The following is a 26,457-nucleotide window of genomic DNA, read 5'->3' on the forward strand; positions in this document are numbered from 1 at the left end:
CCCACTCCTCATTTCAGTCCTCGTCCTCGAAGGACGGTTTCTGTACGGCGACCCCTGCCTGCGCCAGCACCTTGCGAAGCCAAGGGGGAGGACACGTCCTGAGCATCATCTGCGTGCGCAACAGCACCTCTTGGATGGTTTGGGGCTGCGGCACTTTGATCGGATGGATTTTCGCCGAAACAACCTTGGCTGCCGAAGGTCCACCGATCGCCAGACAAAACAGGAGATGACAGCCCTTCAGCGCCTCCACCTTCGGGGTGATGCGGTCATCACCCTCAGTCCGATGCTCCCCGCTCTCATCGGAAACGTCATCGAAGGCCACGACTTCCACGAGATCCCACTCCTCCCGCGTCACGTCGTAGATGGCAAAGCGCTTGGCCGACCCGAAATGGGCATTGAGTTCCTTCATGTCTTGCGTGGCGATCGCCACCCGCAATGCGCCGGCTTGGCGTTCTGGCGTCGGTGCGTGAACCTCGTCAGTGACGAGCGAGAGGCGACGAACGGAGCTCATCTGGGATTTCTCGCTTACGGAGTGGATCAAGCGCCTCAGGCGTCGGCGCGTGCCGGTTGGCTTCAAAAATGTTGGCAACCTCGAAGATCAGGTCGCGGGTCCCTTGGTAGAGGATTGTGAGCTTGTGCTGGCTGCCGAGCCGGTCGAAGATCGGGAAGCCGACCCGCATGAGCGGAATGCCGAGGCGCTGCGCCGCCTGGCGGCCGTGGGAATGGGTGACGAGAAGATCAGCGCCGGCGCCAAGAGCTTCCAAATCGCCGAGATCGCCGATCTGAACCGACTGCGCCGATACTTCCTCCAAAATTTTCGACATGTCGGTCGTGGTGACCGCCGCCGCGATTTCGGAGCCCATGCCGATGAAGAAGCTCGCGAGTTGGTAGAGTTGGTCTGGTTCAGCAGCGATCGCAATTTTCTTGCCTCCAAAGTGGAAATGTCCGTCGAGCAACGCGTCCTGCAACTGCGCCCGGCGACGGCGCACCCCAGCCGGCGCCCGCGCGCCCGAAACCGCGGACAGCAGCGAGACGAACCGGTCGGCGTCCTTCAATCCAGTCAGCGACCGGAACAGCACGTAAGGCACGCTGGTCAACCTCTGCAGCATCTCGGCCGGGCGGCGCATATGCTCACCGATGACGATGCATTGCTCGGCCGTGCCAAGCTCACGGATATCCTCGACATTGGTGCCGCCATAGGTGGTCGTGACCCAGCGGTCGGGCACTGTACCGTCGAGCGAGCCGGAGACGTCCGGCAGAATCACCGGCTTGAGTCCAAAGCTTTCAACCATCTCACGCAAATGCTCTAGGTCAGCCACAGTGAGGTTCCAGCCAGGCAGGATCACGATCTTTTTCGACTGCCGCGCCTGCTCGCCGGGCCGCGTAATCCTTTCGATCATCGCGGTGACAGCCTTGGCCCAGCCCTCTTCGATCGCGCCGTCGAAATCCGGTGTGTTGGCTAGCACCACCTCCGTACCCGCGAGTTCTTCCGCGCGCTTCAGCCTGATATCGGCGATATCTCCTGCGCAGTCTTCGCCCCGGGTTTCCACCAGCGCCGTCGTGCAGACCCCGATCAGCGTTGGCTTTGTGCGGGCCTTGAGGTTGAGGATCGCCTCTTCCAGATGGTCTGCCCCGCCGAGGATCGTCGCCACCTCGTCCATCGCCGTTGTCTGCAGGGGGATGGCTTCCTTGAAATGCCGCACGAAGAGCACGAGGGCGAAGCTGGTGCACCCCTGGCTGCCGTGGAACAACGGCATCGCGCCGTCGACGCCAAGAAAGGCCAAGGCGGCACCCAGCGGCTGCGACGACTTCAGCGGATTGACCGCCGCCGCTTTGGTCTGGGGAAGGATGCGGACCATCGGCTTTCCTCACTCGCCGAAATCGTCGGCCGTCGTGCCGGCGAATTCCTGGACAACATGCAAGGTCGCGGTCTCGCTTTTCGTGCTCGGCAGTTCCTCCCTCACCGCGGGCTGGCAATCCCATGGTGCCGGCTCCCGCACCTGGCGCCAGATCGGGTTATGAATGGCGAGGTCGATCTGGCGTACGAGTTCCACCATGCCGTCATAGCCGGCGTAAGGGTGTTGGCGCTCCTGGTTGATATCGAGCCATGGCGTCTTCGCCTTCAGCGCGATGAATTGCGTGCGCCCGCCAGACAGCATGATATCGGCCTTGCATTCTGAGAGCATGGCGTAAAGCTCGCGCGCTGCCATCTGCTCAAATATGTGGTTGTCGTCCTTGAGTATCTGCTTGATGCGCTCCTTGTCTTCGACCGTCGACTTCTTGACAGAGGTGCCGACGATCTCGATTCCGATCTCCATCAGCGCATGGACGACCGACCAGGACTTCACACCGCCGGTGTTGAGCAGCACGCGCTTGCCTTCGAGCCTCGGCCGGTAGGCCGCGAGCTTCTTCCAAGCGATCGCCTCCTCCTCTGCAATCAACGCCTCGGTGCGGCCGAGGATCTCCGGATCGGCACCCTTCTTCACGAGCAGCTGAGAGATCTGTCGGAGCGCTTCCGAGGTGTCGGTGATGCCGTAGAAGGAGCCCTCGAAAAACGGGATGTCCCAGCGCTGCTCCATCTTGCGGGCGAGATTGATGAGGGCGGTCGAGCACACCATCATAGCCGCCCGGGCGCGGTGCGCGCAGGCAATATCGAAGTAACGCGCGTCACCCGGAATGCAGGCGCGCACCCGGATCCCGAGCCGATCCAGCAGCGGCTTCACCAGCCAGAATTCGCCCGAGAGGTTGAATTCGCCAAGAATGTTGATGTCGTAAGGGCCGGCATCGTCGGGCTCCACCGTGCCGATGACATGCTCGAGCAACGCCTCGCCGGCAAGCTTGTTGCCGAGATTCTTGGAGCCGACGAAGCCCGGCGCATTGACCGGCACCACCGGCAGCCCAAACTTTTCCGCCGCGCGCTTGCAGACGGCCTCGATGTCGTCGCCGATCAGCGCCGTCACGCAGGTTGGATAGACGAAGATAGCCGGCGGCCCATACGCTTCCTTGATCTCGCGGATCGCTTTGAAGAGCTTCCGCTCGCCCTGCCCCATCACAACATCGAGTTCGGTGAGGTCGGTCGTGAAGCTCGTGCGCCACAGCGTTGGCCCGGACGAAGCCGCACCGCGGTTGTCCCAGGAATTGCCCTCGCAGGCGAGCGGCGCATGGATCAGGTGCGCGACGTCGGTGATCGGCTGCAGCACGATCTTGGCGCCATCGAAGGCACAGCCGCCGGCCGCCGCCCCGGGGGTCAGCGGCTTCGAACAGCCCTCTTTGCGCGCCTTGGCATCCTTGCCGCGGTTCTTCTCGCAGGCAGGCTCGTTGAAGACATCCTGGATTTTGGCTCTGAGCAAGGACATTGCGTCGGTCTCCAAAGTCCCTCAGGAAGACGACCGGCCAAAGCCGACCGTCACGCTTAGCGGGTGAGGTCATACGAATAGTCCGTCACGCCCGTCTCGCTTGTCTCGCGATCGAGCTTGTCGAAGATCTTGTCGAGGATCGTCGTCAGGACGCGCAACCCGCCTTGGTAGCCCATGAGCGCAAAGCGATGGTGATGGTGGCGGTCGAAGATCGGAAACGCCAGCCGGATCAGCGGCGTGCCGGTGTCGCGCTCCAGATACTTGCCATAGGAGCTGCCGATCAGCAGGTCCACCGGCTCGGTGAAGAGCAGCGAGCGCATCGCCCAGAGGTCCTTGCCCGCCCAGACTTGAGCGTCCTTGCCGAAGGGCGATGATGCAAGCAGTTCCTTCAACTCCGCTTCCCATGCTGAGGTGCCGTTGGTGGCGAGGCAATGGGTCGGCTCGCCGCCCGTCTCCATGATGAAGCGGGCCATGGCGTAGACAAAGTCCGGATCACCGTAGATGGCGTATTTCTTACCGTGCAGCCAGGATTGGCTGTCCGCCATGGCGTCAACAAGTCGGCCGCGCTCCAGGCGGATTGTCTCGGGGATTTGCTTGTCGGAAATCGCGGAGACCTCCATCAGGAAGTCGTCGGTCGCCTGGACTCCGAGCGGGTAATGGAACGAGGCAGTCGCCTGCCCTACCCCCTCGCAATACTCCAGTGTTTTTCGGGTGTTGTAATGCTGTAGCGAAAGTGTCGCCTCGGCGTTGAGTGCCTTCCTCACGTCTTCGATCTTCGTGCCGCCGTCGTACATGCGGTATTCGCCGTCCGACGGCGTGTCGAACTGGTCAGAGGCGTCTTGGATGAAGGTATAGGACACGCCTATCAGATCGAGCAGGCGCTTGAGCTCCCGGTTGTTGCCAACGCAAAAGCCGTCGAAACCCGGAATGATGTTGATGGTTGCCTCGGCTTCCGTTCGCTCCTCGCCTTTCCAGAAGTGCTCCAAAATGCCCTTGACCGTTACGTCATAGCCGTCGACATGACTACCGACGAAGGCCGGCGTGTGGGCGAAGGGCACGTCGAAGTCGCGCGGGACCGAGCCTTGGTCCTTGGCGTTCTCGATGAAGCTGTGCAGGTCGTCGCCAATGACCTCGGCCATACAAGTGGTCGAGACGGCGATCATCTTCGGGTCGTAGAGTTGGTACGTGTTGGCGAGCCCATCGACCATGTTCTTCAGGCCGCCGAACACTGCCGCGTCCTCGGTCATCGAGGAGGAAACTGCCGAAGCAGGCTCCTTGAAATGGCGCGACAGGTGCGAGCGGTAATAGGCTACGCAGCCCTGGCTGCCGTGGACGAAGGACATGGTTCGCTCGAAGCCCGCGGCCGCGAACACCGCGCCAAGCGGCTGGCAGGCCTTGGCGGGGTTCACGACAAGCGCTTCGCGAGCGAGGTTCTTTTCGCGGTATTCCCACGTCTTGGTGAATTCGCGTTGGTCGGTAACGACCTGGTCCGGGTGCGGACATTCGAAATTCAGCCTCTTCTCGGCGAGCATCTGCCTGTATTCCGGCTCGCGGAACAGGGGCGCGTGGTCGAGAACTTTTTCAGCCGACTGCGGCATGGGTGGTTACCTCTTTTCCACCTGGCCCGCCATACGGCGGCACAGGGACGTCGAAACGTTTCAGGTCTCCCGCGGACAAAGGGCCACAGGCGTTTAACGGCCTCCCGGCTTACGGAAGGCCAGGTTTTCATTCGGCTGCGATCGCCGCCGACGGCTCGGCTTTTTTCTTCCAGGGGGCGTCGTAGAGGTTCCAGACCGGGTTGTTGATGGCCAGATCCATGTCGCGGGCGAAGATGGCGAAGCCGTCGTAGCCGTGATACGGGCCGGAATAATCCCAGGAATGCATTTGACGGAACGGTATGCCCATCTTCTGGACCGGGTACTTCTCTTTGATGCCGGAGCCCACGAGATCAGGACGGATCCCCTCGATGAACTTCTCCAACTCGTAACCAGTCACGTCGTCATAGATCAGCGTGCCCTTCTTCACGTAGTGGCCGGTGCGCTGATAATCGTCGTTATGGCCAAATTCATAGCCAGTGCCGACAATAACCATGCCCAGGTCCTCATATGCCGTGACAACGTGACGGGGGCGCAGCCCGCCGACATAGAGCATCACCGTCCTGCCTTCGAGGCGCGGCCGGTACTTGGCTATGACCGCATCGACCAGGGGCCGGTATTTGGCGATGACCGCCTCGGCCTTGGCCTCGATTTCCGGCCCGAAATGCTTGGCTATCTTGCGCAGAGAGGCTTCAGTCTGGGAAGGGCCGAAGAAATTGTATTCCATCCAGGCGATGCCATACTTTTCCTCCATATGCCGGCAGATGTAGTTCATCGACCTGTAGCAATGGATGAGATTGAGCTTGGCCTTTGGCGCCCGCTCTATTTCGGCCAGCGTAGCGTCGCCCGACCAGTTGGCGACCACGCGCAGGCCCATCTCCTCGAGCAGGATGCGCGAAGCCCAGGCGTCGCCGCCGATATTGTAATCGCCGATCACATTGACATCGTACGGGCTGGCCTCGAACTCGACGTCCTTCTTCTCGAACACCCAGTCGCGGATCGCGTCGTTGGCGATGTGGTGGCCGAGTGATTGCGAGACGCCGCGGAAGCCCTCGCAACGCACCGGCACGATCGTCTTTTCGTGCTCCTTGGCCTTGTTGCGGGACACCGCTTCGGTGTCGTCGCCAATCAGGCCGATCGGACATTCGGATTGCACGCTCATGCCCTTGTTCAGCGGAAACAGTTCCTCGATCTCGTCGATGATCAGTTCCAGCTTCTTGTCGCCGCCGAAAACAATGTCCTTCTCCTGGAAATCGGAGGTGAACTGCATCGTGACGAACGTGTCGATGCCGGTCGTGCCGACGTAGTAGTTGCGGCGTTGCGACCAGGAATATTGCCCGCAGCCGACTGGGCCGTGCGAGATATGGACCATATCCTTGACTGGACCCCACACCACGCCTTTCGAGCCGGCATAGGCGCAGCCGCGAATCGTCATCACGCCGGGGATGGACTTGATGTTCGATTTTACCTCGCATTCGGAAAGGACCTCGTTTTCCTCGCCAGCCTCGTCGCCGCTCTTTGCGACGCTGAGGTGCTTCTTGCGGCGCTTCGCCGACTTGTCAGGATATTGCGACAGCACCTCCTCGATAAGCTTCGCATGGAGGGCGCCGTCATTCTCGTATTCCAGGCTCATGGGACCCCTTTCAAGGTTCAGGGTGACGCCTCACCAACGAGGCGCCGTTTTTTTGAAAGGCGCGCCGGGTCAAGGCCGCGCCCCCAGTCAGTAGCGGTGGTTACTGTGCGGCCGCCTTGGCCGCTTCCTTGACCTGAAGCTCGGCAAGCATCTGCTCGTCGGTCTTCATGATGCCGAAGTCGAGCAGCATGTCCTCGAGCTCCTCCATGGTGATCGGGGTCGGGATGGTGCCCTGGCCCGAATTGGCATGGATCTTCTCGGCCAGCGCCCTGTATTCCCCGGCCTGCTTGGAGTCCGGCGCATACTGGATCACAGACATCTTCCTGAGCTCGGCGTGCTGGACGATATTGTCGCGGGGCACGAAGTGGATGAGCTTGGAATTGAGCCTGGAAGCCAGCGCTTCGGCGAGGTCGAGCTCGCGGTCGGTTTGGCGCTCGTTGCAGATCAGGCCGCCGAGCCGCACGCCGCCCGAATGGGCGTATTTCAGGATGCCCTTGGCGATGTTGTTGGCGGCATAGAGCGCCATCATCTCGCCGGACATGACGATATAGATTTCCTGGGCCTTGTTCTCGCGGATCGGCATCGCGAAACCGCCGCACACCACATCCCCGAGCACGTCGTAGGAGACATAGTCGACATCGTCGTAGGCACCGTTCTCCTCGAGGAAGTTGATCGAGGTGATCACGCCGCGGCCGGCGCAGCCGACACCTGGCTCAGGGCCGCCCGACTCCACGCATTTGATGCCTTTGTAGCCGACCTTGAGCACGTCCGCGAGTTCCAGGTCTTCCACCGAACCTTCCTCTGCGGCGAGGTGCAGGACCGTATCCTGCGCCTTCGCGTTCAGGATCAGGCGGGTGGAGTCGGCTTTGGGGTCGCAGCCGACGATGAGGATTCTCTGCCCAAGGTCGACAAGGGCGGCGAGCGTATTTTGGGAGGTGGTGGACTTGCCGATGCCGCCCTTGCCGTAAAAGGCGATCTGACGCAAACCTGACATGTAGCTTTCCTTCCTTCGTTCCATTCATCGCGGCTGCCGCGACATGAATGCCGGTCGGGCAGCTGTCGCCGCCTCGCACCCAAGGATCTCAAGACTCGTGCCAATTTGGCTGATCGAACCGAAGAATAATTTCATGGTTGCTTTTCAGGGATTTAGCTTGAGGCCAAGGAAAGGATCGTCGGAACAAGCCGTGTAGCGGACTCGACAATGGTGACACAAAGCGTCGGATCGCGAGCCTCAGTCACCCCAATCGTTCGAACCGCAGTGGGCGAACAGCATCTCGACCCTCTAACGTTAATTGCGGGATGGGCGAACTCTTCTGTTCCGGCGAGCTGACGTGCTTGCTCTCGCGTGTCCTCATCGACACTGCGAATCTTGCGCGCCACGCTGGCATACCTTCGATCCACGGCCATCCATACGGGGCCGCGGGCGATAATTCCGCCATATCACCAACTCGAGGGGACTCGGCTCACTTATCGGCGCAGGAGTTCAGTACCGGCGTCATCGCCTTCACATGTTCGTCGATCCGCTCGAGCACTTTCGCCGCGACAACGTCGCGCTCAGGCAGATGCCACCAGTGCTCGTTGACGAGTTCGACCGTCTCGACCACTGCCTTCAGGACTGCGGGCTCCGGAAGCCTTGCACGGTTCGCAAATGCTTTCCATCGCGGTGCTGCTAGCGCCTTGAACGAGCGCTCCCCTCCAAGCGAAAGCGCCATGGCGCCGGCGGGAATATATGGCACGGTCGACAGAACGTCGTAGATTGGTGCAAGCACCGGCTTGTCGCCGTTACCGGGATAAATCAAAGACCAGTTCTTGAGGTGCATGTCGCCATTGCCGGTGATGACCGTCAGCACCAGGCGGCGGACGAATTCGAGAGCCGCCGTAGGCGAGACGGCCATGCCAAGGGCCAAGGCTATGTCGTGATAAGCGGCCCCCTCATATTTGCGCGAGGGATAGACACCGAAGACCTGAGCGAAATCCTCGATGTGTATCCTCTCACCATCGGCCACGCGATCGAAGCGTTTGACGAGAAGGACCTTGCCCTCCGACAGCGTGTTGAATTCTTCGGGAACGCCCTCAAAATCGGACTTCTCGACCAGTTCGCATTCAGGAACCTCCAGGCCGATTGCTGCAGCCAGCGCGAGGTTGGCGAATTCGTTTTCGGAAACGCCTGGAAACGCCGTCGGAGGGAACTTGGCGTTGTATCGGCCCTGCTCGTCGTCCATCGGCAAGGTAAGGCCGCCGCCTTTTCCAGTGTTCTTCATGACCGACAGCTTCATCTGCACGCCGGCAAGTGAGAACCGCGCCTTGGGCTTATCCTTTGAAGCATCCTGCGAAACTGCTATCGCGCTGTCACTGGGCAACGCCCGTACGGCTCCCGGCAGATCGGCGCCCAGCGCCGCTAAAAGATCGAAATCATTGCCTGGCCGCACATTGCCTTCGTGGTGCTTTTCCATCGCCTGGCGCAATTTCTCCTCCGGCAGGAGGTTCGCGAAGAAGGCGGGCAAGGCGCCCGCCAGAGGCTTCGGATCTTTCCGCAATCCTCCCGTCGCTGCCCGGAACGACAGGCTGAAAACCGGAAAGCCGCCCGTCGCGCGGTAGGCCTCATCGAAGTTGAATGCGTTGAAATCGCCCGGCGTCCTAACGATTGTGCCGATCTTCAGTGCGTTCAAGAACACGTCCAGCGACGGGATCGTCTTAGGTGCGCGAAAGACTGGAGCCATGATAGTCATCGTCAGGTTGAGAAACAAAGGCGGGTCGATCGTCATCATCATGCGGGCGCAATAGAGCCTGGACAGCCGGCACCATGACTTGCGGAACCAGCATCATTTCCAGACCGAGCGCGCGAGCGATATTCATGAGCGTCGTCGCACGCGCCGCTGCGGCTCCCTTTTCGATGTCGCGATAGCGGGGACGGGATATACCCGCCAAGTCAGCGACCTGCTCCTGCGTCATGGCAGCGGCCAGCCTCGCCTGCCTGAAAAGCCCACCGATCTCGCGCAGAATTTCCGATTCAGAGTCCATCATGATACCTATAGGATGTATTCCAATGCGCGATGATACGCAAAGGTACTCATCCAGCGAGCAAGTCAAAACTTTAGATCTGTTCGCGTATCATATATAAAAATAATGATATGCAAAGGGATCAATCCTTCTTCGAGGATCTCTCAGACTTTAGCGCCGCACAGCGAACGGCGTTCCTCCGAGAACAGCTGCTATGGCCACCGGGCTCCTCTGATGGCGCCGCCGCCGGTTTGCCAGGTTTCTTGCGGCCTGCGGCCTGGTGCTGCTCTTCTTTTTCGGCCTCGATCCGGCGCTCTTCGTGCGCCGCCAGCTTGCCTTGGCTTCCAGCGACGCCATCGGCCTGCTGGATCGTGGCCAGCCGCTTCTGCTTGTCGCCGGCCCAATCCGGCATCTCGTCGCCGCGCTTGTCCTTGCCGAAAGTCACGTCCTCCTCGGCATCCGCGGCCTCGGCCGCCGCCAGCATGCGAGCGACTTCGGCTTTCAATTCCAGCTCGCGCTTCTTCATGCGCTCATAACTCATCGCCTTGTGTTTCGACGCGTTCGCCTTGATCTTCGTGCCATCCAGCGCGACATGGCCGAGTTTGACCAATCCTGCCGTCTCACACAGCTTCAGAACCTGCACGAACAGCGCCTCGAGCGCCTTCAAATGCCGCTTGCGGAAGTCGCTGATCGTCCGGAAATCCGGCGGATCGAGCGCCACGATCATCACAAAATCATTCCGTTCGCGGCAGGCCCTGGCCGGCTGTTTTCGCCAGCTTTGGGCCATCGACCGCCTGTTGCGTTCCTTCGCCCCCTGTGTCCCTCCAGCATCAAAAGGACCGTCGCGGCGCACCCGCCCTTCCTGCTCAAATCACATTCAATTCCCTGGAAGCCCGCCCCTCAGCGACACGGCTGTACCCGAACGCCGTGCAATCCACCGTGCGGTAGCCACCATGCACGATCAGCTCGGCCAGCGCCTTGCCGACGGCCGGCGCCTGCTGCAGGCCGTGGCCGGAAAAACCGTTGGCGAACAGGAAATTCCCGACTTCGGGATGCGGGCCGATCACGGCGTTCTGGTCGAGTGTGTTGTAATCGTAATGGCCGGCCCAGGCGCGCGTCGGCTTGATCGCCTCGAAGGCGGGGATGCGGGTCGCCAGCACCGGCCAGATCACCTCTTCGAACAGCGGCCAGTCGGGCTCGAAATCGCTCGCGTCGGCGGGACCGTCGGCCTCTTCCGGTTCGGCCCCGCCGGTGATGTAGACCGAGCCTTCCGGCCGGACATAGATGCCTGAGGGATCGACCAGCAGCGGCATGTCGTCATATTTCTCGCGCGCCTCGAAGATGAAGACATTACGCTTGCGCGGTTCCACCGGCAGCACCAGTCCGGCCATTGCCGAAACCTTGCCGGCATTCGGCCCGGCGGCGTTGACGACGATGCCGGCGTCGAGCCTTTCGCCATTGTCGAGGCTGACCCCGGTGACGCGGTCGCCCTGCCGTTCGATGCCGGTCACGTCGGCGGTGATGAAATCGATGTTTTTCTCGCGCAGCGCCTTGCGGAACAGCATCAGCATGGCATGCGCGTCGAACCAGCCCTCGCCGCTGCGGCCATAGGCGCCGGCGGTGATGCCCTCGGCCGACAGCCATGCAAACCGGCGGACAAGCGCCTCCGCATCCTCGAGCACGATGTCGGCGCCCTCGGCCATCTGCGCCTCGTGGTTGGCTCGCAGGATCGGCAGCCCGTCGTCACCGGCAAGGATGAGATAGCCGCCTTCGCGAAAGCCGATGTCGGCGTCCGCGCCAAATTCTTCCCTGAGCCGCCGGAACAGTTTCAGCGTGAATTGCGACAGCCGGATGTTTTCCGGGATCGAAAACTGCTGGCGGATGGAGGCGCAAGACAGCGTCGTCGCGGCGCGGGAAAATTGCGGGTCGCGCTCGACAAGCGCGATCGAGCCGGAAAATCCTTCCTCGCGCAGATAATTGGCGACCGAGGAGCCGACGATGGCTCCGCCGATGATGATGATGTCGTAATGCACTTTTTCGCTTCTCCAGTTCTAGGCGCCCGCCGCCACGTGCGGGCGATGCCGGCATCAACCGGCGGGCAGATGTGCCGAGGGCAACAAGCGCGCCTGACGCAACGCCGCCAGATCAGCCGAGCCGGTGCAGAAGCAGGCGACGGCCAACTGGCGCATGACGATCTCGAAATGCGCGACAACCGCCTCGGTGGATACCCTAGCCGCGCGCAGCACGCCGGCCGCCTGCCCGGCGATGTCCGCGCCCAGGCGGATGGCCTTGGCCACGTCGACGCCGTCGCGGATCCCGCCCGACGCAATCAGCTTCACTGTTGGCAGCGCCCGACGTACCGCCTGCACGCTGGCCGGGGTCGGAATCCCCCAATCGGCGAACGCCATCGCCACTGCACGGTCGGCGGCATCGCGGGCGCGCTCGCCCTCCACCGCGGCCCAACTGGTGCCGCCGGCGCCGGCGACATCGATCACCGCCACGCCCGCCTCGACGAGCGCACAGGCCACCGAGGCGGACAGGCCCGACCCCACTTCCTTGGCCACGATCGGCACGCCCACGCTGCGCGCGGCGCGAGCGATCTGCGCCAGGACGCCGCGCCAGTCGCGGTCGCCCTCCGGCTGCACCGCTTCCTGCAGCGGATTGAGATGGACGATGAGTCCATCGGCCTCCAGCGCATCCACAGCCCGGCGCGCCATGTCCAGGCCGTCGGCCTCGCGCAGTTGCGCGGCGCCGATATTGGCCAGCAAGGGAATGTCTGGGGCCAGGCGGCGCAGCGCGCGCGTCAGCCCCTGGGAGTTGCGGGATTGCAGGCTCACGCGCTGCGAACCGACGCACATGGCGATCCCCAAGGCTTGCGCTGCCTCGCTCAGATGCCGGTTGATGGCCTCGGCGCGTGGCATGCCGCCGGTCATGGAGCTGATCAGCAGCGGCGCGCGCATGGTCTTGCCCAGCAGCGAGGCGCGCAGGTCGATCTGCGTCAGGTCCAACTCGGGCAATGCGCAGTGTTCGAAACGGATGTACTCCCAGCCGGCCGCGACCGTGGCCGGCGCCGTTCGCCGATCCAGCACGATGTCCAGATGGTCGTCCTTGCGCCGGCTCAGGGCGGTGTCGCTCATGCTCGCTCCATCCGTCGCATCGGGCGACGGCGTTGCGTCGGATCGGACCGAGGGCAGCGCGCGCACGCCGCCGCCTCCCGCGCGTTCAGGCCGGCGCACGCTGGCCCTCCCCCGCAGCGTCGCTGCGGTAGCGGCTGGNCTGGTAGTACTGCGCGCGGATGGCCGCCATGGCCTCGATCAACGGTCCCCACGGCGCGGGAAAGCGTTCTTCCGCCATCACCCGGTGCAGCATGCGCGTATGGCCGGCCAGCTCGTCGTTGAGGAACTCCACCACAGGCATAGCCGGATAGCGCTGCAGCAGCAGGATCGCCGCGTTGTCGGTCTCGCCGGCCGACCTGTCCTTGTCGCGTCCATGCAGATCGTTCTGCAGGCGCCCTATCGCGGAGATGAGCCGCAGGACGTGGCGGAACGCCGGACGCGCGCGCAAGGTCGCCATGTCCAGCCCCCACAGCAACGACAGGCAACAGAACACGTTCGTGTAGGCGATCGAATCGATGCCGTTGTGCAGGTATTCGGCGTAGGACCAGCGTTCCGCCCCTGCCGCCTGCGCGTGTCCGGCGCGCAGCGCCGCGCAGTAGCACCGGGTATCGTCGAGAAGCTGAGCGTAGTCGCGACGATCGTAGGCGAGCGCGGCCAGCGAAGCGCGCAGCACAGCGCAGCCCTCGAATCCGGGGAGCGTGCACGGCCCGCCCTGCCCCAGCGCCTGCTCCACCGCGGCGAGCTGCTCCGGCGCGATCAGGCCAAGGTCGTTGCAATCGTCGAGCCAGAACAGCAGCGCCAGTTCGCGATAGAACGCCACGATCAGCGTTTCGTCCTGCGGATCGCGGCCGGTGCGGGCGCTGGTGTCGCGCAGGCTCGGGTGGATGCGCTGCAGGATATACTGGCCGCCCCTGACCGCTTCCACGGCATGCTCGTCGGCGAACCCGGTCAGGGAACGCCCCCACTCCAGCACCTGCTGCAGCGCGCGTTCGGTCTGGATCATGGCGCCGCTCCTGCTCCCTCGGCCAGGACGTGCAACCCCCAATGAAGCGCCAGCCACAACCCGGCAAGTTCGGCCACGCGCACCACCCGGGTGGGGCAATACAGTTCCTTGCCGATCCACAGCGGCGTTTGCGGCAATCCACGCGCGGCATGGCGGGCGAGCATCCACTCCAGCGCAGGCGCCACCGCCTGCGCGATGCGCCGGCGCCCTGTCGCCTCTTCGCTCCCGTCTATCACGTGCAACGCGAACAGCGCATAGGCGGTTTCCTCGAATGTAGACGCGCGACCGGCGCCCCAGCCGCCGTCGTCGCGCTGCGCCCGCAGCAGCGCCGCCAGCGCGCGCTCGTCGCGCCACTGGGGCCTGCCTTGCGCCAGCGCAGCGACCGCGTGCGCGGTGGGATACAGCCACGAAACGTGCCATTTTTCGTTGTCCCATAGACCGTGCGGGTTGCGATTGGCCTCGACGTAGGCGCTGGTGCCGGCGGCGGGCTTTCCCAACATTCGCAACGCATGCAGGGCATGGATGTTGGTCGACACCGAGGCATTGCGCTCGCCGGGGAAGGTGACGAACAGCTCGCCGATTTCGAAATGGCGCAACGCATCGACCGCCGGGTCGCGGCCTGCAAGGCGCAGGACGCACATCGCAACGGCGGTATCGTCCGCATCGGCCGCGAAGTGCAAGGCCGGGCCCAGACCGCGCACGTCCAGGCGGGCGTCGAGCTGCGCGACGATCACTTGCACCGCCTCGGCGAGCGCGGGATGCGCGAACAGACCGGCCAGATGCAGGGTGTACAGCGACCAGCATGGCTCGAATACATTGATCGGCCAGACGTTGGGAAAGACACCTTCGATGCCGCTGCGCGTGGCCCGCGATGCCGCCTGCAGATACGCGTCGGCGCGCCCGACCTGCGGCGTGCTTCCCTGTGTCACGGCGTGCGCACGCCACGCGGCGGTGGCCGCCGGACTGATGCCGATGCTGCCGTCGTCATCCGGGCATACGGTGGTCGGCGTCGTCCCCCAGGCTTCCCAGGAGTGCAGCAACGGATGACCGCTCGGCAACGTCGCCACCGCCCCCAGCTTGACCAGGCACGCTTGCCGCAACGGCAACAGCGCCGGGTGGCGCGGAAACGCCACGCCGCCCAGCAAGGATGCGGCCTCGCCGCACAACTGCGGCAGGATCAGCTCCGCGCCGATCGGCGCGTCTTCCGGCACCGCATGCGCGTAGGGATCGGGCTTGCGCTCGAGGAACCGGGTTGCAGCCTGGACTGCGTCGGCAGCGCCGGGAAGAGGATCGGCACGCTGCAATGCCAGCAACGCCGCCCACGTGGGCGCATGGCGGAACAGTGGGAAGTCCGCGCTTCCCCATCCGCCATCGGCCTGTTGCTGCGCGATGAGCCACGCGTACGCGTCCTGCCGACCGGTGACGTTGCCGTGGAACTGCAGAGCTCGCGCCGTGTCGTAGACGGACGGGCCGACGCTGCCGCCGTCGCTCATCTCGCCCAGCAGGTGGCGCAATTCGGAAAGGATCTGTTCGGACAGCGCGTTCACGCGGGATGTTCCTTCTGCAGACGGTTGACGAGAACCAGGATCGGCAGACGCCGCGCACATCGCCGCGGACTCGGACACAGTGCAGCATGCACCGCTGCCGCCGGCCGATCGCAGCGGCACAGGGTCGACTGCATGCGGACGGGCGTGCTCATGCGCATGGCGCGTGCTTGAACAGATACCCGTTGGCCCGCTGCAGTATCTGCGCCAACCGTTCCGCACGCGGCCCCAGCGGGGCGATGGCTTCCCCGGCGTCGCGCAACAAATCCAGCGCGAACTGGCGCGCTGCCTGCAGCCCCATAATCGACGCGCAGGTCGGCTTCTGCGCCGCCGCATCCTTGCCGGGGGTCTTGCCCAGCGTCGCGGTATCCGCTGTCGCGTCGAGAATGTCGTCGACCACCTGCAACGCCAGGCCGAAACAGGCGGTGTAGCGATCGAGCGCACAGTACAGCGCAGCGTGCGCGGCATCCTCCGGGATGGCGCATAGCGCGCCCATGCGAACGGACGCGCGCACTAGCGCTCCGCTCTTCATCCGGTGCATCGCCACAATCCTGTCCAGCTCGGCGTGCTTTCCGACCAGCGACAGATCCATGGCCTGCCCGCCTGCGGCACCCTCGGCGGATACGGCCTGCGCCAGTTCGCGCACGAGCGCGATACGGTTGTCGCCCGGCGCATCCAGGCTCGCCAGGGTCAGGAAGGCGTGCGCCTGCAGCGCATCGCCGACCAGGATCGCAGTGGCTTCGCAGAACTTGACGTGCACGGTCGGAAGGCCGCGGCGAAGCACGTCGTCGTCCATCGCGGGCAGGTCGTCGTGGACCAGGGTACAGGCGTGCATCATCTCGATGGCGGCGCCGACGTCGTCGAGCATGTGCGCCGGCGTGTCGGCCAGTGCGCCGCCAGCCAGACAAAGCAAGGCGCGGGTGCGCTTCCCGCCATGCAAGGTGGCGTAGCGCATCGCCGCCATCAGCTCGGTCTCACCGTCGTCTTCGGCGCAGAGAAGACGCGCCAGCGCCTGTTCGACCCGCTTTGCGCCGTCCTGCATCCAGATCTCCGGCAGCAGCCTGCCGGATGCGCCGCGCGCCTGCGCGCCCAATCCGCCGAGCGCGGAAACGCCAGTTCGGTCGTCGTGTAGCGTGGAACCGGTCTGCATGTTTTTCATGTCCTTGTACCTGACACGAGATGGCCACGGCGAGCGCCAAGCCGCCGCGGTGTTGCCGGCGTCGCACCGAGCGCGTGCGCTGAGTGCAGCAATGCCGCGCCTCGCCGGCGCCGCTGCCTCGCCACACGGGGCATGCGATGCCAGCTCATGAGAAGCCTATGCGGATTGCCATGGACGGATGTGCAGTCGGGTAATAGCGCCGGCCTTTTTCGACGCCGCTCAGCAACCGCGGCCGCACCCCGGCCTTGTGCATGGTCAGCGCCAAGGCGATGCAGAACTGCACCATTTCCAGCCATACCAGGTGGTAGCCGATGCAGACGTGTGGGCCGGTACCGAACTGCAGCATGTCCACCGGCCGGATCGGCTCCGTGCGTTGCAGCCACCGCGCCAGGCGGAACTGATCAGGCGCCTCGTGCAGCAGCGCAGAGGTCGAGAAATGCAGCAGCGGGATGCACAGATGGGTGCCCGCGGGAATGCGCCGTTGGCCGAGTTGCAATTCCTGCAGGGCGCGACGCGGCAGGAGCGTGGTCGCCGGATGCAGGCGCAGCGTCTCCCGGAACAGCGCCTCGGCGACCGGACACACCGCCAGGTCCGCGTGCCGGGTCGGCACCGCGCCCACGCGTTGCGCCTCCTCGACCAGGGCGTCCCACAGCACAGGCTGCCGCGCCAGCTCGATCACCATCCAGGCCATCGTCGAGGCAGTGGTGTCGTGACCTGCAAGCAGCAGCAGGCGGATATTGGCGACCAGAACGTCATCGGAAAGCGCATCGTCGCTGCGGTCGAAGGCGCTCACCATGTCGTTGATCAACCCGGTGCGCGCGGCATGCGCGCGCGCGTCGCGGACGAACTGGCGCAACTGTGCGTCGATCCAGTCGCGGGCGGCGCGGCCGCGCCGCAAGGGCAGTCCGGGCAGGTCGACCGGGGGCGCGACGATCAACTGCAGCAGTTGCCGGTACTTGCGATGCCATCCCGGCAGGTCCTGCGCGGGGATTCCCATGAGGCTGAAGATGAGCTTGAGCATCAGGTCGCCGGTTTCGCGCAGGATGGTTACGTCGCCGCGGTCGCGCCACGCCTGCACCCGCGCCCAGATGACGGGCGCGAACAGGTCGCCGATGCCGGCCTGGGTCAGCCCCTTGGGCAGGAACGCCGCCTTGATCGCATCGCGCGCCTGCCGGTGCGCGCCGCCGTCCTGGGCAACCAACGTTCCGCCAAGCAATTCGGGCGCGATCTCTTCGATCAGCGCCGAGGACACGTCCTTGTGCCGGAGCAGTGCGAACGCATCCGGATCCACGCAGGTCATCAGGTGTCCGGCAGGGCCGAAATCCAGCCAGAAGTGGCTGCCCAGCGTCCGTTCCGCGCGCCGCAGCAGGCGCGGCAGGTCGCAGACGATGGCGGGAAGATGCCCGACCAGGGGGAAAGCGCCGGGCATGACCGGGATGTCGTATCGCAGCCGGTGCCGACGGTTGAGCGGGTTGAGCAACATGTCCATCAGCAGCGCGCCGCCGCGGCCGCTTCGGCGGTGTCGCCGGCAGGCCGCGCGGCGCAGCTGTTGCCACCGTCGGCGTACGTCGGCACATGCGCCAGCATGCCGCCGTCGATGCACACGACCTGGCCAGTGATGAACGCAGCATCGTCGGAGAGCAGGAACGCCACCAGCGCCGCCACGTCCTCGGGGCAGCCGACGCGCGGCAGGAGCTGGTGCCGGCGCAGATGCCGTTGCATGCACTCGTCCAGCTTGGCGAGGAGACGCTCGGTCATGACGAGACCCGGCGCAACCGCGTTGCAGCGGATCTGCGCATGACCGTACTGGGTGGCGAGCGAGGCCGAGAGCATGTTCATCGCCGCCTTCGACGCGGCGTAGGACGTCTGCGCCGTGTCACCGCTGAGCCCCTGGCACGACGACATGTTGACGATCGCGCCACCGCCGCGGGCGATCATCCGTGGGATGGCCTGCCGGCAGCAGAGCAGCGTGCCGCGCAGATTGGTCGCCATCGTCTGATCCCAGACCGCCAGGTCCAGGTCGAGGATCGCGCGGTCGAGTGAGGTCAGATGCATGGCGCTCGCATTGTTCACTAGCAGGTCGACCCCACCGAAGTGCCGCTCCGCCGTCTCGAACAGCGCTGCCACCGCCTGCGCATCGGCGATATCCATGGCCAGGGGCAGCGCGTGGCCTGCTTCGGCCGCGATCTGCGCGGTGCAGGCGATGGCCGCCGAGCCATCAATATCGGCCACCACCACTCTGCCGCCCCCGCGCGCGATGGCGAGGGCGCATGCCTTGCCGATGCCGGCGCCGGCGCCGGTCACCACGGCCACCTTGCCTTCAAACCGTCCATCGTGTCCTCCTGGATTGCGTTCGTCTTTCGCGGCATGCCGCTCGGCCTCCGCCGGAGAAGGCGCAGGGTCGGCGCTGGCGCGCTCGCCATCGCCAGCGTCGCTTTCGATGATCCGAATGGCGGCGACCGGGCACTGGCTGGCCGCGAGCCGCACGGCGGCGTGCAGCGCCTGCGGGACCGTCGCCACGCACACTTCGGCCACGCCGTCCGGTTCGCGCTGGCGAAAGGTGCCCGGCAGCGTCAGCACGCACTGCCCGGTGGTTCCGCACAGATCCTGGTCGACCACGACGCGCATCTCAGCCCCCCTGCGCATGCAGCCGCACCGGCAGCGCGCGGAACGTCCTAAGGAACGCGGAGGGCTCCCGGGTCGGCTGCTCGGCCAATGCCAGCGTGGGGAAGCGCGCCTGGATCCGCGGCAGGCTCTCGGCCAACTGCACCCGGGCCAGTTGCGCACCGAGGCAGAAGTGGATGCCGTGGCCGAAGCTCAGCATGATCTTCCCGTCGATCGACATGCCAGGACTGGTGCCGTAGAACCGCGCGGGATCGAAGCGGTCAGGATCGGCGAAGGCGTCCGGGTCGCGATTGCCGGCCGCGATCAGCACGCGCACGTCCGCGTTCTTCGGGATCACCACGCCGCCCAGTTCGATGTCGCGCTGGGCGATACGCGGAATGGAGCTGAACATGGCGGGCGCGTCGAAGCGCAGGACTTCTTCGACGAATGCCTTCACCCCCACGGCATCTCCTTGCAGCCAGTGCCGCTGTTCGGGATACGCCAGCATCGCCAGGACCGCATGGTCGATGGCCGCAGCAGTGGTGGCGAAGCCGCCCAGCAGCATGCCCCACAGCATGCTGATCAACTCCGCATCCGACAGCATGTCGGCATCGTCGTCGTGTGCGCCGACCAGCATTGACACGATGTCGTGGCGGGAATCGGTGCGCCTGCGCTGTATGAGGTCGCCGAAGTAGGCCTGCACCCTGGCGCTGGCCGCGTCCGCCGCGGCGAGCTGGGGATCGCTGGCGTGCGGGCTCAGGCCTTCCAGAATGGCGCTGATGCCGGCGACGAGCCCGAACATGTCGTCCTGGGGCATGCCGAACAGTTCGCCGAAAACCAGCATGGGCAAGGCCAGCGCGAATTCCCGATGCAGGTCCACCGCCTCCCCGCGCTCCAGCGCGGGCGCCATGCCGTCCAGGCGCGCTGCGACGATGCGAGCGATGGTCGGCCTCAGGTTGTCGATCTGGCCCATGGTGAAATCGCGCGAGATCAGCCGGCGCAGACGCGTATGCGTCGGTGGTTCCTTCATCGCTAGCGTGGACGCCAGCAGATTGAGTGACAGGCTGGTCGCCGCACGCGGGAAATAGCGCGCCAGTTCGCCCGGCGCCGGTCCCCGAAAAGCATCGCCCGTGGCCTTGAGCGCCCAGTAGATGTCGGCGTGGCGGCTCAACAGAAAGAGGCCCGACGCCGCGCGATGCACCGGATCGTGCTCGCGCAACCACCGCATGAACGGATACGGGTCGTGGATGCACGCTGGCGACGCCAGTTCGGCGAAGGCGTCCCGGCATGCTGGCGTGGTTTCTTGCACGTCCATCTTGGTTACCTGTTGGCTGGCTGATCTGACCGGCGCGCGCCAGGCGCGCCGGCAATTGCGGAGAAGATCGCGATTCCCGGCGGCGTCCGCGCATCACCAGAGCACCGGGAACTCCTCGAACCCGCCAGTGATGATCTCCTTGCGCAACTTCAGTTCTTCGGGCGCCACGGCCAGGCGCAGCGCGGGAAAGCGCTGGAAGATCGAACCGAACACCACCTTGAGTTCCAGCCTGGCCAGCGCCGCGCCGATGCAGTAGTGCGGCCCGTAGGAGAACGCCAGGTGCGGGTTTTCGTCGCGTCCGATGTTGAAGATTTCCGGGTCGTCGAAATGGCGCGCATCGAACGACGTCGCCGGCAGGCCGACCAGCACCTTGCTCTCCGCGGGAATATGCACGCCCGCGATGGTCACGTCGGTCCTCGGATAGCGCATGATGCCGTCCCAACCCGCGCCCGGCGGGTACATGCGCAGGATTTCCTCCACCGCCTTGTCCACCAGAGATGGATCGCCGACCAAGCGTTCGCGCTGTTGCGGATGGCGGAACATGGCCAGCAGGCCGAATTCGATCTGCGCGACGGTGCTCTCGTGCCCCGCCACCAGCATTCCCGCCGCCAAGCCGATCGCCTCTTCCTCGGTCGCCTTGCCCTGGTCGACCGCCGCGAGCAGATCCGTCAGCAGGCTGTCGCCCGGATCCTGGCGCTTGTCCCGCATCTTGCCGCGAATGTAGGCGCGCAGTTCTTCCCAGGCCAGGCGCGACGCGCTGCGCGGGCCGCTTTCATGCTGGTGCGTCATCACCTCGTCGGACAGCCCGGCGAAAAAGGCGTGATCCTCGTAGAGCACGCCCATCAGCGCGCTGATGACCATGGCCGGAAGCGGAATGGAGAGGTGGCGCCGCAGGTCGGCGGGCTGGGGCTGGGCCGCCAGCGTCTCGAACAACTGCGAGGCGATCGCCTCGACCTGCTGCTCGAGCAGCTTGACCCTCCGGTTGCTGAAGGCCGGCGCCACGATCGTGCGTAAGCGGGCATGCTCGCCCCCCTCGTGCGAGACCAACCACCCCGGCGAACCAAGAATCACCGAATCCGGGGTGAATGCCGCCGGCGGCATTCCCGAGGGCCGGAACGCCGCGTCGGACAGCACCGCCTTGGCTTCATCGTAGCCTGTCACCCACCAGCCTTCGTGCCCGGACGGGAAGCGCACGCGGTGGATCGGACCGTTGGCGCCTAGCGCCAACATCTCGGGCGAGGGCTCGATGTGATCGACGCGCCACATCGGCAGCGTCGGCAAGGGTTGTTCGGACATGGTGGCACTTCACTCTCTAAGCGATGGAAGGGCGGAAGGTGACCGGCAGGCGCTACGGGCATCGAATGACGTAAGACGGCATCTAGACGACGTCCTCCGCGGCGTAGCCCGACTCGATTATCAAGATCGGCCAACGTCTAACTGCCTAGGCATACCGCGCGGCGAGATGCAGAACGTTATCCTGCGCCTTCGAGTTCAGGATAAGGCCAGTGTGGCGGGCCTTTGAGCGCAGCCGGCCATCAAGATTCCTGCGCAAGGGTCGACAAGGGCGGCGAGCTGTTTGGTAGGGGGCGGTTTCGCCGAGCGCCCCTTCCCATAGAATGCTATCCGATGCGGATTTGGCATTTGCTTTTCTTTCTTCGTTCCATCGATCGCGGTGTCATCCACGAAATGAATCGGTCGGGGCTCCCGGCTCGCAACGAGGGAGCTTCAAAACTCGTGCCAATTTGGCCGACCCAGCAGAAGCCGCGCCTTTGCGGACCTTTCGGTCGGGCCTGCGACATTCTTGTCCAGTTTCGAACATGAGAGGGTTGCGAATGGGACACGCTTGGAGAATTCGGTCCTCACGGAATCAGGGCGCTTGCCGAAGAGCGCGCGCGCTCATGGTTGCTGCGACAGGCGCGTGTTCGCGATAGCCGTGCCTCCGCACGCAAGAACACGCTAGCGGCACACGCTACGCAATCGCTGCAGTGCCCGCCGGTGTGAGGTAGTGCATCGGCTCGGCTTCCGATTCGTCTTTGCCCAGCCGGGGCGGAAGCGCCGAATATCCGCACCATACAGCACCCGTTGTTGCGTGTGGTGACGAGGCGGTTATAGCGCGCGCCCGATCTTCTAAGACACGGCCTCCGAGAAAAAGGGGGCGGTCCAAAAGCATCTCTATTTGAAATGGCACGCCGCTTGCTGCTCCTGGTCAGAGCCCATCAAAACACGATGAAAGCGACTTGCGCCATGCCCGACACGCGAAACTCTAGACCGTGGCCTGAGGAGACGGTGCCCGTTCCCGCTGAACATCGGTACATCATCTCCTCCGGAGGTCCTTCCTCGGCAGCCGCTTTGCGCACGGCTGGTCCGATGCCGGCACGCCAACAGATGGCGCTCGCGCAATTGCCGTCTACCGGTTCTGTTCAGCGTGTGAGTGCCCAAGAGCCCCATCAAACGGTCACCCAAGCCAAGGTCGGCGGGTCGCTGCCAAATATCGACAATACCCTGAACCAGTTCAGTGACGCGGGTCTCTTGCGTGAAGTCACATTTGAGGCCTCGACATGCTTCCGATATTGGCTACTTCCGGCCGCTATCACTTTTTCCCGGGCACGAGCGCGAGTGATCGATGCCGCTTCCGACGCCATAGCCGTGGGAAGATCGCCCAAGCGGCTCGACGGCATCCAGCTCGCTCAGATCGATGACGTTCGGGTGGCGAAGACCAAGAGCCAAGACGTTCCCATACATCGGGATGGAAAAAGGAGGTTGCGAGCCGCGCGGTCCTCACTTCGTGCCCGGCATACGAGCCTTTGCTCGGTATTGCGCCAGCCTCTGCCAGAATCCAGCGCGCCAGTTTTTTCCTGAGGAGCAAGTTGATGACCGTTCAAAAGAAGGTTCCCTTCGTCACCTTTCTCACGCGTGTTCGCGATGAGTCAGTCCAGGGGCCAAATCCATATCGCTGGGAAGAAAAGACCTCTGACGACTACTTTGCCGGCAAGCGCGTCATCCTGTTCTCACTGCCTGGCGCCTTCACCCCGACCTGCTCGACCTACCAACTGCCCAAGTTCGAAGAGCTCTATGATGAGTTTGAGAAGGAGGGAATTGACGCGATTTACTGCGTCTCCGTCAACGATGCCTTCGTCATGAATGCGTGGGGGAAGTCCTTGGGCCTGCAGAAGGTCGAGCTCATCCCCGATGGCTCAGGCGAGTTCACACGCAAGATGGGCATGCTGGTCGCCAAGGACAATCTCGGCTTCGGGATGCGGTCCTGGCGCTACGCCGCCCTGATCAACAATGGCGTGGTGGAGCAGTGGTTCGAGGAGGAAGGTTTCTCCGACAACTGCGAGGCCGACCCCTATGGCGTCTCATCCCCGCAAAACGTTCTCGAAACGCTGAAAGCCGCCGCATGACCTAGAAAACGTCTCACTGGTGCCATTGCCCGCCCCAAGAGGCTCCTCGACAGGACCATCGCGCTCACCATGCAATCCTCAGCAAGCCTGCTTCAGCGCCAGAAGCAATCCATGGTCGCATCGCCTCAACTCATTGAGTCGATTCGCCTGCTGCAACTGGCGCATACTGAACTGCATCAGTTCGTGGAGCGGGAAATTGAGAAGAACCCGCTGTTGGAATCTGCATCAAGCGATGGCGGGCCTTTTGACGACGTTTCGATTTCGGGAGCGGATCAGCCTATCGGCCCAGGCGCAAACGCCGTTGACGGACCGACCGGGGCAGGGTCGCCTGAACGGCTCGGGCAATGGAAATCACTTCGCAACAGGACCAACAACCCGCCGGGCAATGGCCCTTCCCTCGACGAGTTTGCCACCCTCGCCGAAACATTGCACGACCATGTCGCTCGTCAGATCGCCCTCACTGCGTTCACACCACAGGAGCGGCTGATCGCTGGCCAGCTTGCCGCCGATCTGGAAGACACTGGCTATCTTCGGGCAAACGTTTTGGAGCTGGCCGAGAGCCTGAATGTCCGTGAGGCTGCTGTGGAACGGGTTCTCGGAACGTTGCAGCAATTTGATCCACCGGGAGTTTTTGCGCGAAATCTCAGAGAATGCCTCGAGATCCAGTTGCGCCAGCGAAACCGGCTCGACCCGGCAATGGCAGCTTTGGTTGCCAATCTTGAAATGCTTGCGCGACGCGATTTTGAGGCGCTGAAGCAGCATTGCGGCGTCGATGAAGAAGACCTTCTCGACATGATGCATGAGATTCGGGCGCTCGATCCCAAGCCTGGGAACAGATTCCAATCCGGTGCGTCTGAATCAATCATACCCGACGTCTGGGTCACGCCCTCGCCGCAAGGCGGGTGGCAGATCGAACTTGATCCGGCCACGCTGCCGAAGCTGCTGATCAACCAAACCTACTATGCCGAAGTCACGCGTCAAACTGCCCAAAATTCGAAAGATCAAGCATTTCTCGACGAATGCTTGCAAAATGCGAACTGGCTAATCCGCAGCCTCGATCAGCGCGCCAAGACCATTGTTAAGGTTGCGGCTGAAATCGTGCGTCAGCAGGATGCCTTTTTGGAACATGGCGTCGCCCACCTGCGGCCTCTCAATCTTAGAACCGTCGCTGATGCGATCGGCGTGCACGAGTCAACGGTAAGCCGGGTGACCTCGAACAAATACATGCTTACCCCGCGCGGCGTCTTTGAGCTGAAGTATTTTTTCACAGTCGCGATCGCGTCCTGCCAAGGCGGCGATGCGCACTCCGCCGAAGCTGTCCGGCATCGGATCAAAGCGATGATTGCCGCAGAATCTCAGGGCGACGTGCTTTCCGATGAGGACATCGCTGCCCGGCTGAAGGAAACCGGCATCGATGTTGCGCGCCGCACCGTCACAAAATATCGCGAAGCAATGAACATACCCTCCTCCGTGCAACGCCGCCGGGAAATGCGCCTGTGTTTTTAAATTTGGGTCAAGGCAGCCAAGATCACGTTGCATTGCATCAAAGTGGAGACTTCGTTCATGACCCAATCCGCGGCAGGCGTCGTGGACGCTGTTCTGCACGACTCAGAAAAGCCCGTCCAACCGTCTGGTCCCGCATGGGGTGCGGTCATTTCGCTTTCCTTGGGCACGTTCGGGCTGGTGACGGCAGAGTTTCTGCCTGTTAGCCTGCTCACGCCCCTCGCGCATGATCTCGGTATCACCGAGGGAGCGGCTGGNCCGCAGGATCGTCATGTGGGCGATGACGCTGCTGCTGATCCTGTCGGACGTTCTGGCGGCCGGCGCGTGGTCGCTGGCGGTTCTCCTGACTGCACGCGTCGTGCTCGGCATAGCGCTCGGAGGCTTCTGGTCGATGTCGGCAGCACTGGCGATGCGGCTCGTTCCAAGCCACCTCCTGCCGCGCGCTATGTCGATCATCCTCACCGGCGTTTCCGTGGCTACCGTTTGCGCAGCTCCAATCGGCGCTTATGTCGGCGATATCTGGGGATGGCGAAGCGCCTTCATGCTCGCCGCAGTCGGCGGCGCGGCTACACTGCTGGTGCAACTCATAACCATTCCGAGACTGCCTCCGATTGGAGTGGCTAGCTTCCGCAGCCTGCTGGATGTGGCTAAGATTCCGATGGTCAAGGTCGCGCTTGTGGTCGTCCTGCTGGTCGCTTCCGGCCACTTCGCCGGAATCACTTATATCCGCGCCTTCCTCGAGAAGATTCCCGCGCTTGACGTCGAGACGATCTCGCTTGTGTTGCTTGCTTTTGGCATCGGCGGATTCTTCGGCAATTTGGCCGGCGGGCTTCTAGCCGAGTACAGTCTCAAGGCAGTCGCGGCCCTTGCACCGCTGCTCATAGCGATAGCCGCTGTTTCGCTGCTGACGACGGGAGCATCGGCCTTCGCCTCGGCGATTGCGGTTGCAGCGTGGGGCTTTGCCTTCGGCGCGGTGCCGGTGGGATTACAGACGTGGATGGTGCGGCGGGCCGTTCCCGAGCAGGCCGAAAGCGCCGGTGTGCTGATGGTCGTAGCATTCCAAGTGGCAATCGCAGCCGGCGCGATTTTCGGCGGAGTATTGGTGGACAATGCCGGGATTACCAGTGCCATTGCCTACAGTGCTGTTGCCACGTTCGCCGCCGCCCTGACAGTGTTCCTGCTCGGCCCGAAGCGCGAAACCTAGACCGCCTGACAGAAGAGGCCT

At 63.7% G+C, this 26,457-nt stretch carries 20 protein-coding genes and 2 pseudogenes; 3 read left to right on the top strand and 19 right to left on the bottom strand.

The genetic code is table 11. From position 1 onward, the window contains the following. Positions 1-13: 13 nt before the first annotated feature. From nifX to X738_RS70655, 19 genes and pseudogenes are all read right to left on the bottom strand, one after another. Positions 14-511 carry a nitrogen fixation protein NifX gene (gene nifX / locus X738_RS70575; protein WP_023801965.1) on the bottom strand — a complete coding sequence of 166 codons (498 nt, stop codon included), beginning with the start codon at positions 509-511 and terminating at the stop codon, positions 14-16. Continuing rightward, positions 477-1,859 (bottom strand): nitrogenase iron-molybdenum cofactor biosynthesis protein NifN, encoded by a 1,383-nt coding sequence (gene nifN, locus X738_RS70580; protein ID WP_023801966.1) that lies wholly within the window; start codon positions 1,857-1,859, stop codon positions 477-479. The genes nifX and nifN overlap by 35 nt, the downstream gene beginning before the upstream one ends. Positions 1,860-1,868: 9 nt before the next feature. Continuing rightward, positions 1,869-3,356, bottom strand: coding sequence for a nitrogenase iron-molybdenum cofactor biosynthesis protein NifE (nifE, locus tag X738_RS70585; RefSeq protein WP_023801967.1), 1,488 nt, complete (start codon positions 3,354-3,356; stop codon positions 1,869-1,871). A gap of 56 nt (positions 3,357-3,412) precedes the next feature. Then, complete coding sequence (gene nifK / locus X738_RS70590; protein ID WP_023801968.1) at positions 3,413-4,954, bottom strand: nitrogenase molybdenum-iron protein subunit beta; 1,542 nt, start codon at positions 4,952-4,954, stop codon at positions 3,413-3,415. Between the two features lie 127 nt (positions 4,955-5,081). Next, complete coding sequence (gene nifD, locus X738_RS70595; RefSeq protein ID WP_023801969.1) at positions 5,082-6,584, bottom strand: nitrogenase molybdenum-iron protein alpha chain; 1,503 nt, start codon at positions 6,582-6,584, stop codon at positions 5,082-5,084. Positions 6,585-6,684: 100 nt separating this feature from the next. Further along, the gene (gene nifH / locus X738_RS70600) at positions 6,685-7,578 is read right to left on the bottom strand and encodes a nitrogenase iron protein (protein ID WP_023801970.1); all 894 of its coding nucleotides are present in this window, start codon (positions 7,576-7,578) and stop codon (positions 6,685-6,687) included. A 469-nt stretch (positions 7,579-8,047) separates the two neighbouring features. Beyond that, positions 8,048-9,304, bottom strand: a complete 1,257-nt coding sequence (locus X738_RS70605; RefSeq protein WP_031256068.1) for a type II toxin-antitoxin system HipA family toxin — start codon at positions 9,302-9,304, stop codon at positions 8,048-8,050. Further along, entirely contained in the window at positions 9,279-9,605 is a 327-nt protein-coding gene (locus X738_RS70610) for a helix-turn-helix domain-containing protein (protein WP_031256070.1), read from the bottom strand. Before X738_RS70610 ends, X738_RS70605 begins: the two co-directional genes overlap by 26 nt. A 121-nt stretch (positions 9,606-9,726) precedes the next feature. Beyond that, positions 9,727-10,311: a transposase gene (locus tag X738_RS89265; protein ID WP_051407917.1), complete on the bottom strand. Its 585-nt coding sequence runs from the start codon at positions 10,309-10,311 to the stop codon at positions 9,727-9,729. Between the two features lie 139 nt (positions 10,312-10,450). After that, positions 10,451-11,617, bottom strand: coding sequence for an NAD(P)/FAD-dependent oxidoreductase (locus tag X738_RS70620; RefSeq protein WP_023801974.1), 1,167 nt, complete (start codon positions 11,615-11,617; stop codon positions 10,451-10,453). A 54-nt stretch (positions 11,618-11,671) separates the two neighbouring features. Next, on the bottom strand, positions 11,672-12,721 hold the full coding sequence (fni, locus tag X738_RS70625; RefSeq protein ID WP_031256073.1) for a type 2 isopentenyl-diphosphate Delta-isomerase: 1,050 nt from the start codon (positions 12,719-12,721) through the stop codon (positions 11,672-11,674). Positions 12,722-12,806: 85 nt separating this feature from the next. Beyond that, entirely contained in the window at positions 12,807-13,703 is an 897-nt protein-coding gene (locus tag X738_RS70630; protein WP_023801976.1) for a terpene synthase family protein, read from the bottom strand. Beyond that, positions 13,700-15,250, bottom strand: a complete 1,551-nt coding sequence (locus X738_RS70635; RefSeq protein ID WP_023801977.1) for a hypothetical protein — start codon at positions 15,248-15,250, stop codon at positions 13,700-13,702. The genes X738_RS70630 and X738_RS70635 overlap by 4 nt, the downstream gene beginning before the upstream one ends. A 148-nt stretch (positions 15,251-15,398) precedes the next feature. Further along, a complete protein-coding gene (locus X738_RS70640; protein ID WP_023801978.1) occupies positions 15,399-16,397 on the bottom strand; it encodes a polyprenyl synthetase family protein in 999 nt (332 codons plus the stop codon). Between the two features lie 154 nt (positions 16,398-16,551). Next, the gene (locus X738_RS70645) at positions 16,552-17,895 is read right to left on the bottom strand and encodes a cytochrome P450 (protein WP_023801979.1); all 1,344 of its coding nucleotides are present in this window, start codon (positions 17,893-17,895) and stop codon (positions 16,552-16,554) included. Further along, positions 17,895-18,719, bottom strand: a complete 825-nt coding sequence (locus tag X738_RS0143110) for an SDR family oxidoreductase (protein WP_031256075.1) — start codon at positions 18,717-18,719, stop codon at positions 17,895-17,897. The genes X738_RS70645 and X738_RS0143110 overlap by 1 nt, the downstream gene beginning before the upstream one ends. Positions 18,720-18,746: 27 nt before the next feature. After that, positions 18,747-19,034 (bottom strand): annotated as a pseudogene (locus X738_RS87535) (ferredoxin); the annotation flags it as partial. A 1-nt stretch (position 19,035) separates the two neighbouring features. Continuing rightward, on the bottom strand, positions 19,036-20,325 hold the full coding sequence (locus tag X738_RS70650) for a cytochrome P450 (RefSeq protein ID WP_023801981.1): 1,290 nt from the start codon (positions 20,323-20,325) through the stop codon (positions 19,036-19,038). 93 nt (positions 20,326-20,418) lie between these two features. Next, complete coding sequence (locus X738_RS70655; RefSeq protein WP_023801982.1) at positions 20,419-21,621, bottom strand: cytochrome P450; 1,203 nt, start codon at positions 21,619-21,621, stop codon at positions 20,419-20,421. A 1,574-nt stretch (positions 21,622-23,195) separates the two neighbouring features. On the opposite strand from X738_RS70655, the gene X738_RS70660 reads away from it, so the two are divergent. The 3 genes and pseudogenes from X738_RS70660 to X738_RS70665 all read left to right on the top strand — a co-directional run bounded on the left by X738_RS70660 (position 23,196) and on the right by X738_RS70665 (position 26,436). After that, positions 23,196-23,729: a peroxiredoxin gene (locus X738_RS70660; protein ID WP_023801984.1), complete on the top strand. Its 534-nt coding sequence runs from the start codon at positions 23,196-23,198 to the stop codon at positions 23,727-23,729. A gap of 69 nt (positions 23,730-23,798) precedes the next feature. Next, a complete protein-coding gene (gene rpoN, locus X738_RS0143120; RefSeq protein ID WP_031256078.1) occupies positions 23,799-25,235 on the top strand; it encodes an RNA polymerase factor sigma-54 in 1,437 nt (478 codons plus the stop codon). Between the two features lie 57 nt (positions 25,236-25,292). Continuing rightward, positions 25,293-26,436 (top strand): annotated as a pseudogene (locus tag X738_RS70665) (MFS transporter). Positions 26,437-26,457 lie beyond the last annotated feature (21 nt).

The organism is Mesorhizobium sp. L48C026A00, assembly GCF_000502375.1.
Classification (GTDB): Bacteria; Pseudomonadota; Alphaproteobacteria; order Rhizobiales; family Rhizobiaceae; genus Mesorhizobium; species Mesorhizobium muleiense.

Coding starts and splice junctions, on each gene's coding strand:
- X738_RS70610 (WP_031256070.1), bottom strand. CDS start 9,605: ATGGACTCTGAATCGGAAATTCTGCGCGAGATCGGTGGGCTTTTCAGG.
- X738_RS70650 (WP_023801981.1), bottom strand. CDS start 20,325: ATGGACGTGCAAGAAACCACGCCAGCATGCCGGGACGCCTTCGCCGAA.
- X738_RS70660 (WP_023801984.1), top strand. CDS start 23,196: ATGACCGTTCAAAAGAAGGTTCCCTTCGTCACCTTTCTCACGCGTGTT.
- rpoN (WP_031256078.1), top strand. CDS start 23,799: ATGCAATCCTCAGCAAGCCTGCTTCAGCGCCAGAAGCAATCCATGGTC.
- nifH (WP_023801970.1), bottom strand. CDS start 7,578: ATGTCAGGTTTGCGTCAGATCGCCTTTTACGGCAAGGGCGGCATCGGC.
- nifE (WP_023801967.1), bottom strand. CDS start 3,356: ATGTCCTTGCTCAGAGCCAAAATCCAGGATGTCTTCAACGAGCCTGCC.
- X738_RS70605 (WP_031256068.1), bottom strand. CDS start 9,304: ATGGCTCCAGTCTTTCGCGCACCTAAGACGATCCCGTCGCTGGACGTG.
- nifD (WP_023801969.1), bottom strand. CDS start 6,584: ATGAGCCTGGAATACGAGAATGACGGCGCCCTCCATGCGAAGCTTATC.
- X738_RS70640 (WP_023801978.1), bottom strand. CDS start 16,397: ATGCAGACCGGTTCCACGCTACACGACGACCGAACTGGCGTTTCCGCG.
- X738_RS89265 (WP_051407917.1), bottom strand. CDS start 10,311: ATGATCGTGGCGCTCGATCCGCCGGATTTCCGGACGATCAGCGACTTC.
- X738_RS70645 (WP_023801979.1), bottom strand. CDS start 17,895: ATGGACATGTTGCTCAACCCGCTCAACCGTCGGCACCGGCTGCGATAC.
- nifN (WP_023801966.1), bottom strand. CDS start 1,859: ATGGTCCGCATCCTTCCCCAGACCAAAGCGGCGGCGGTCAATCCGCTG.
- nifK (WP_023801968.1), bottom strand. CDS start 4,954: ATGCCGCAGTCGGCTGAAAAAGTTCTCGACCACGCGCCCCTGTTCCGC.
- X738_RS70655 (WP_023801982.1), bottom strand. CDS start 21,621: ATGTCCGAACAACCCTTGCCGACGCTGCCGATGTGGCGCGTCGATCAC.
- nifX (WP_023801965.1), bottom strand. CDS start 511: ATGAGCTCCGTTCGTCGCCTCTCGCTCGTCACTGACGAGGTTCACGCA.
- fni (WP_031256073.1), bottom strand. CDS start 12,721: ATGAGCGACACCGCCCTGAGCCGGCGCAAGGACGACCATCTGGACATC.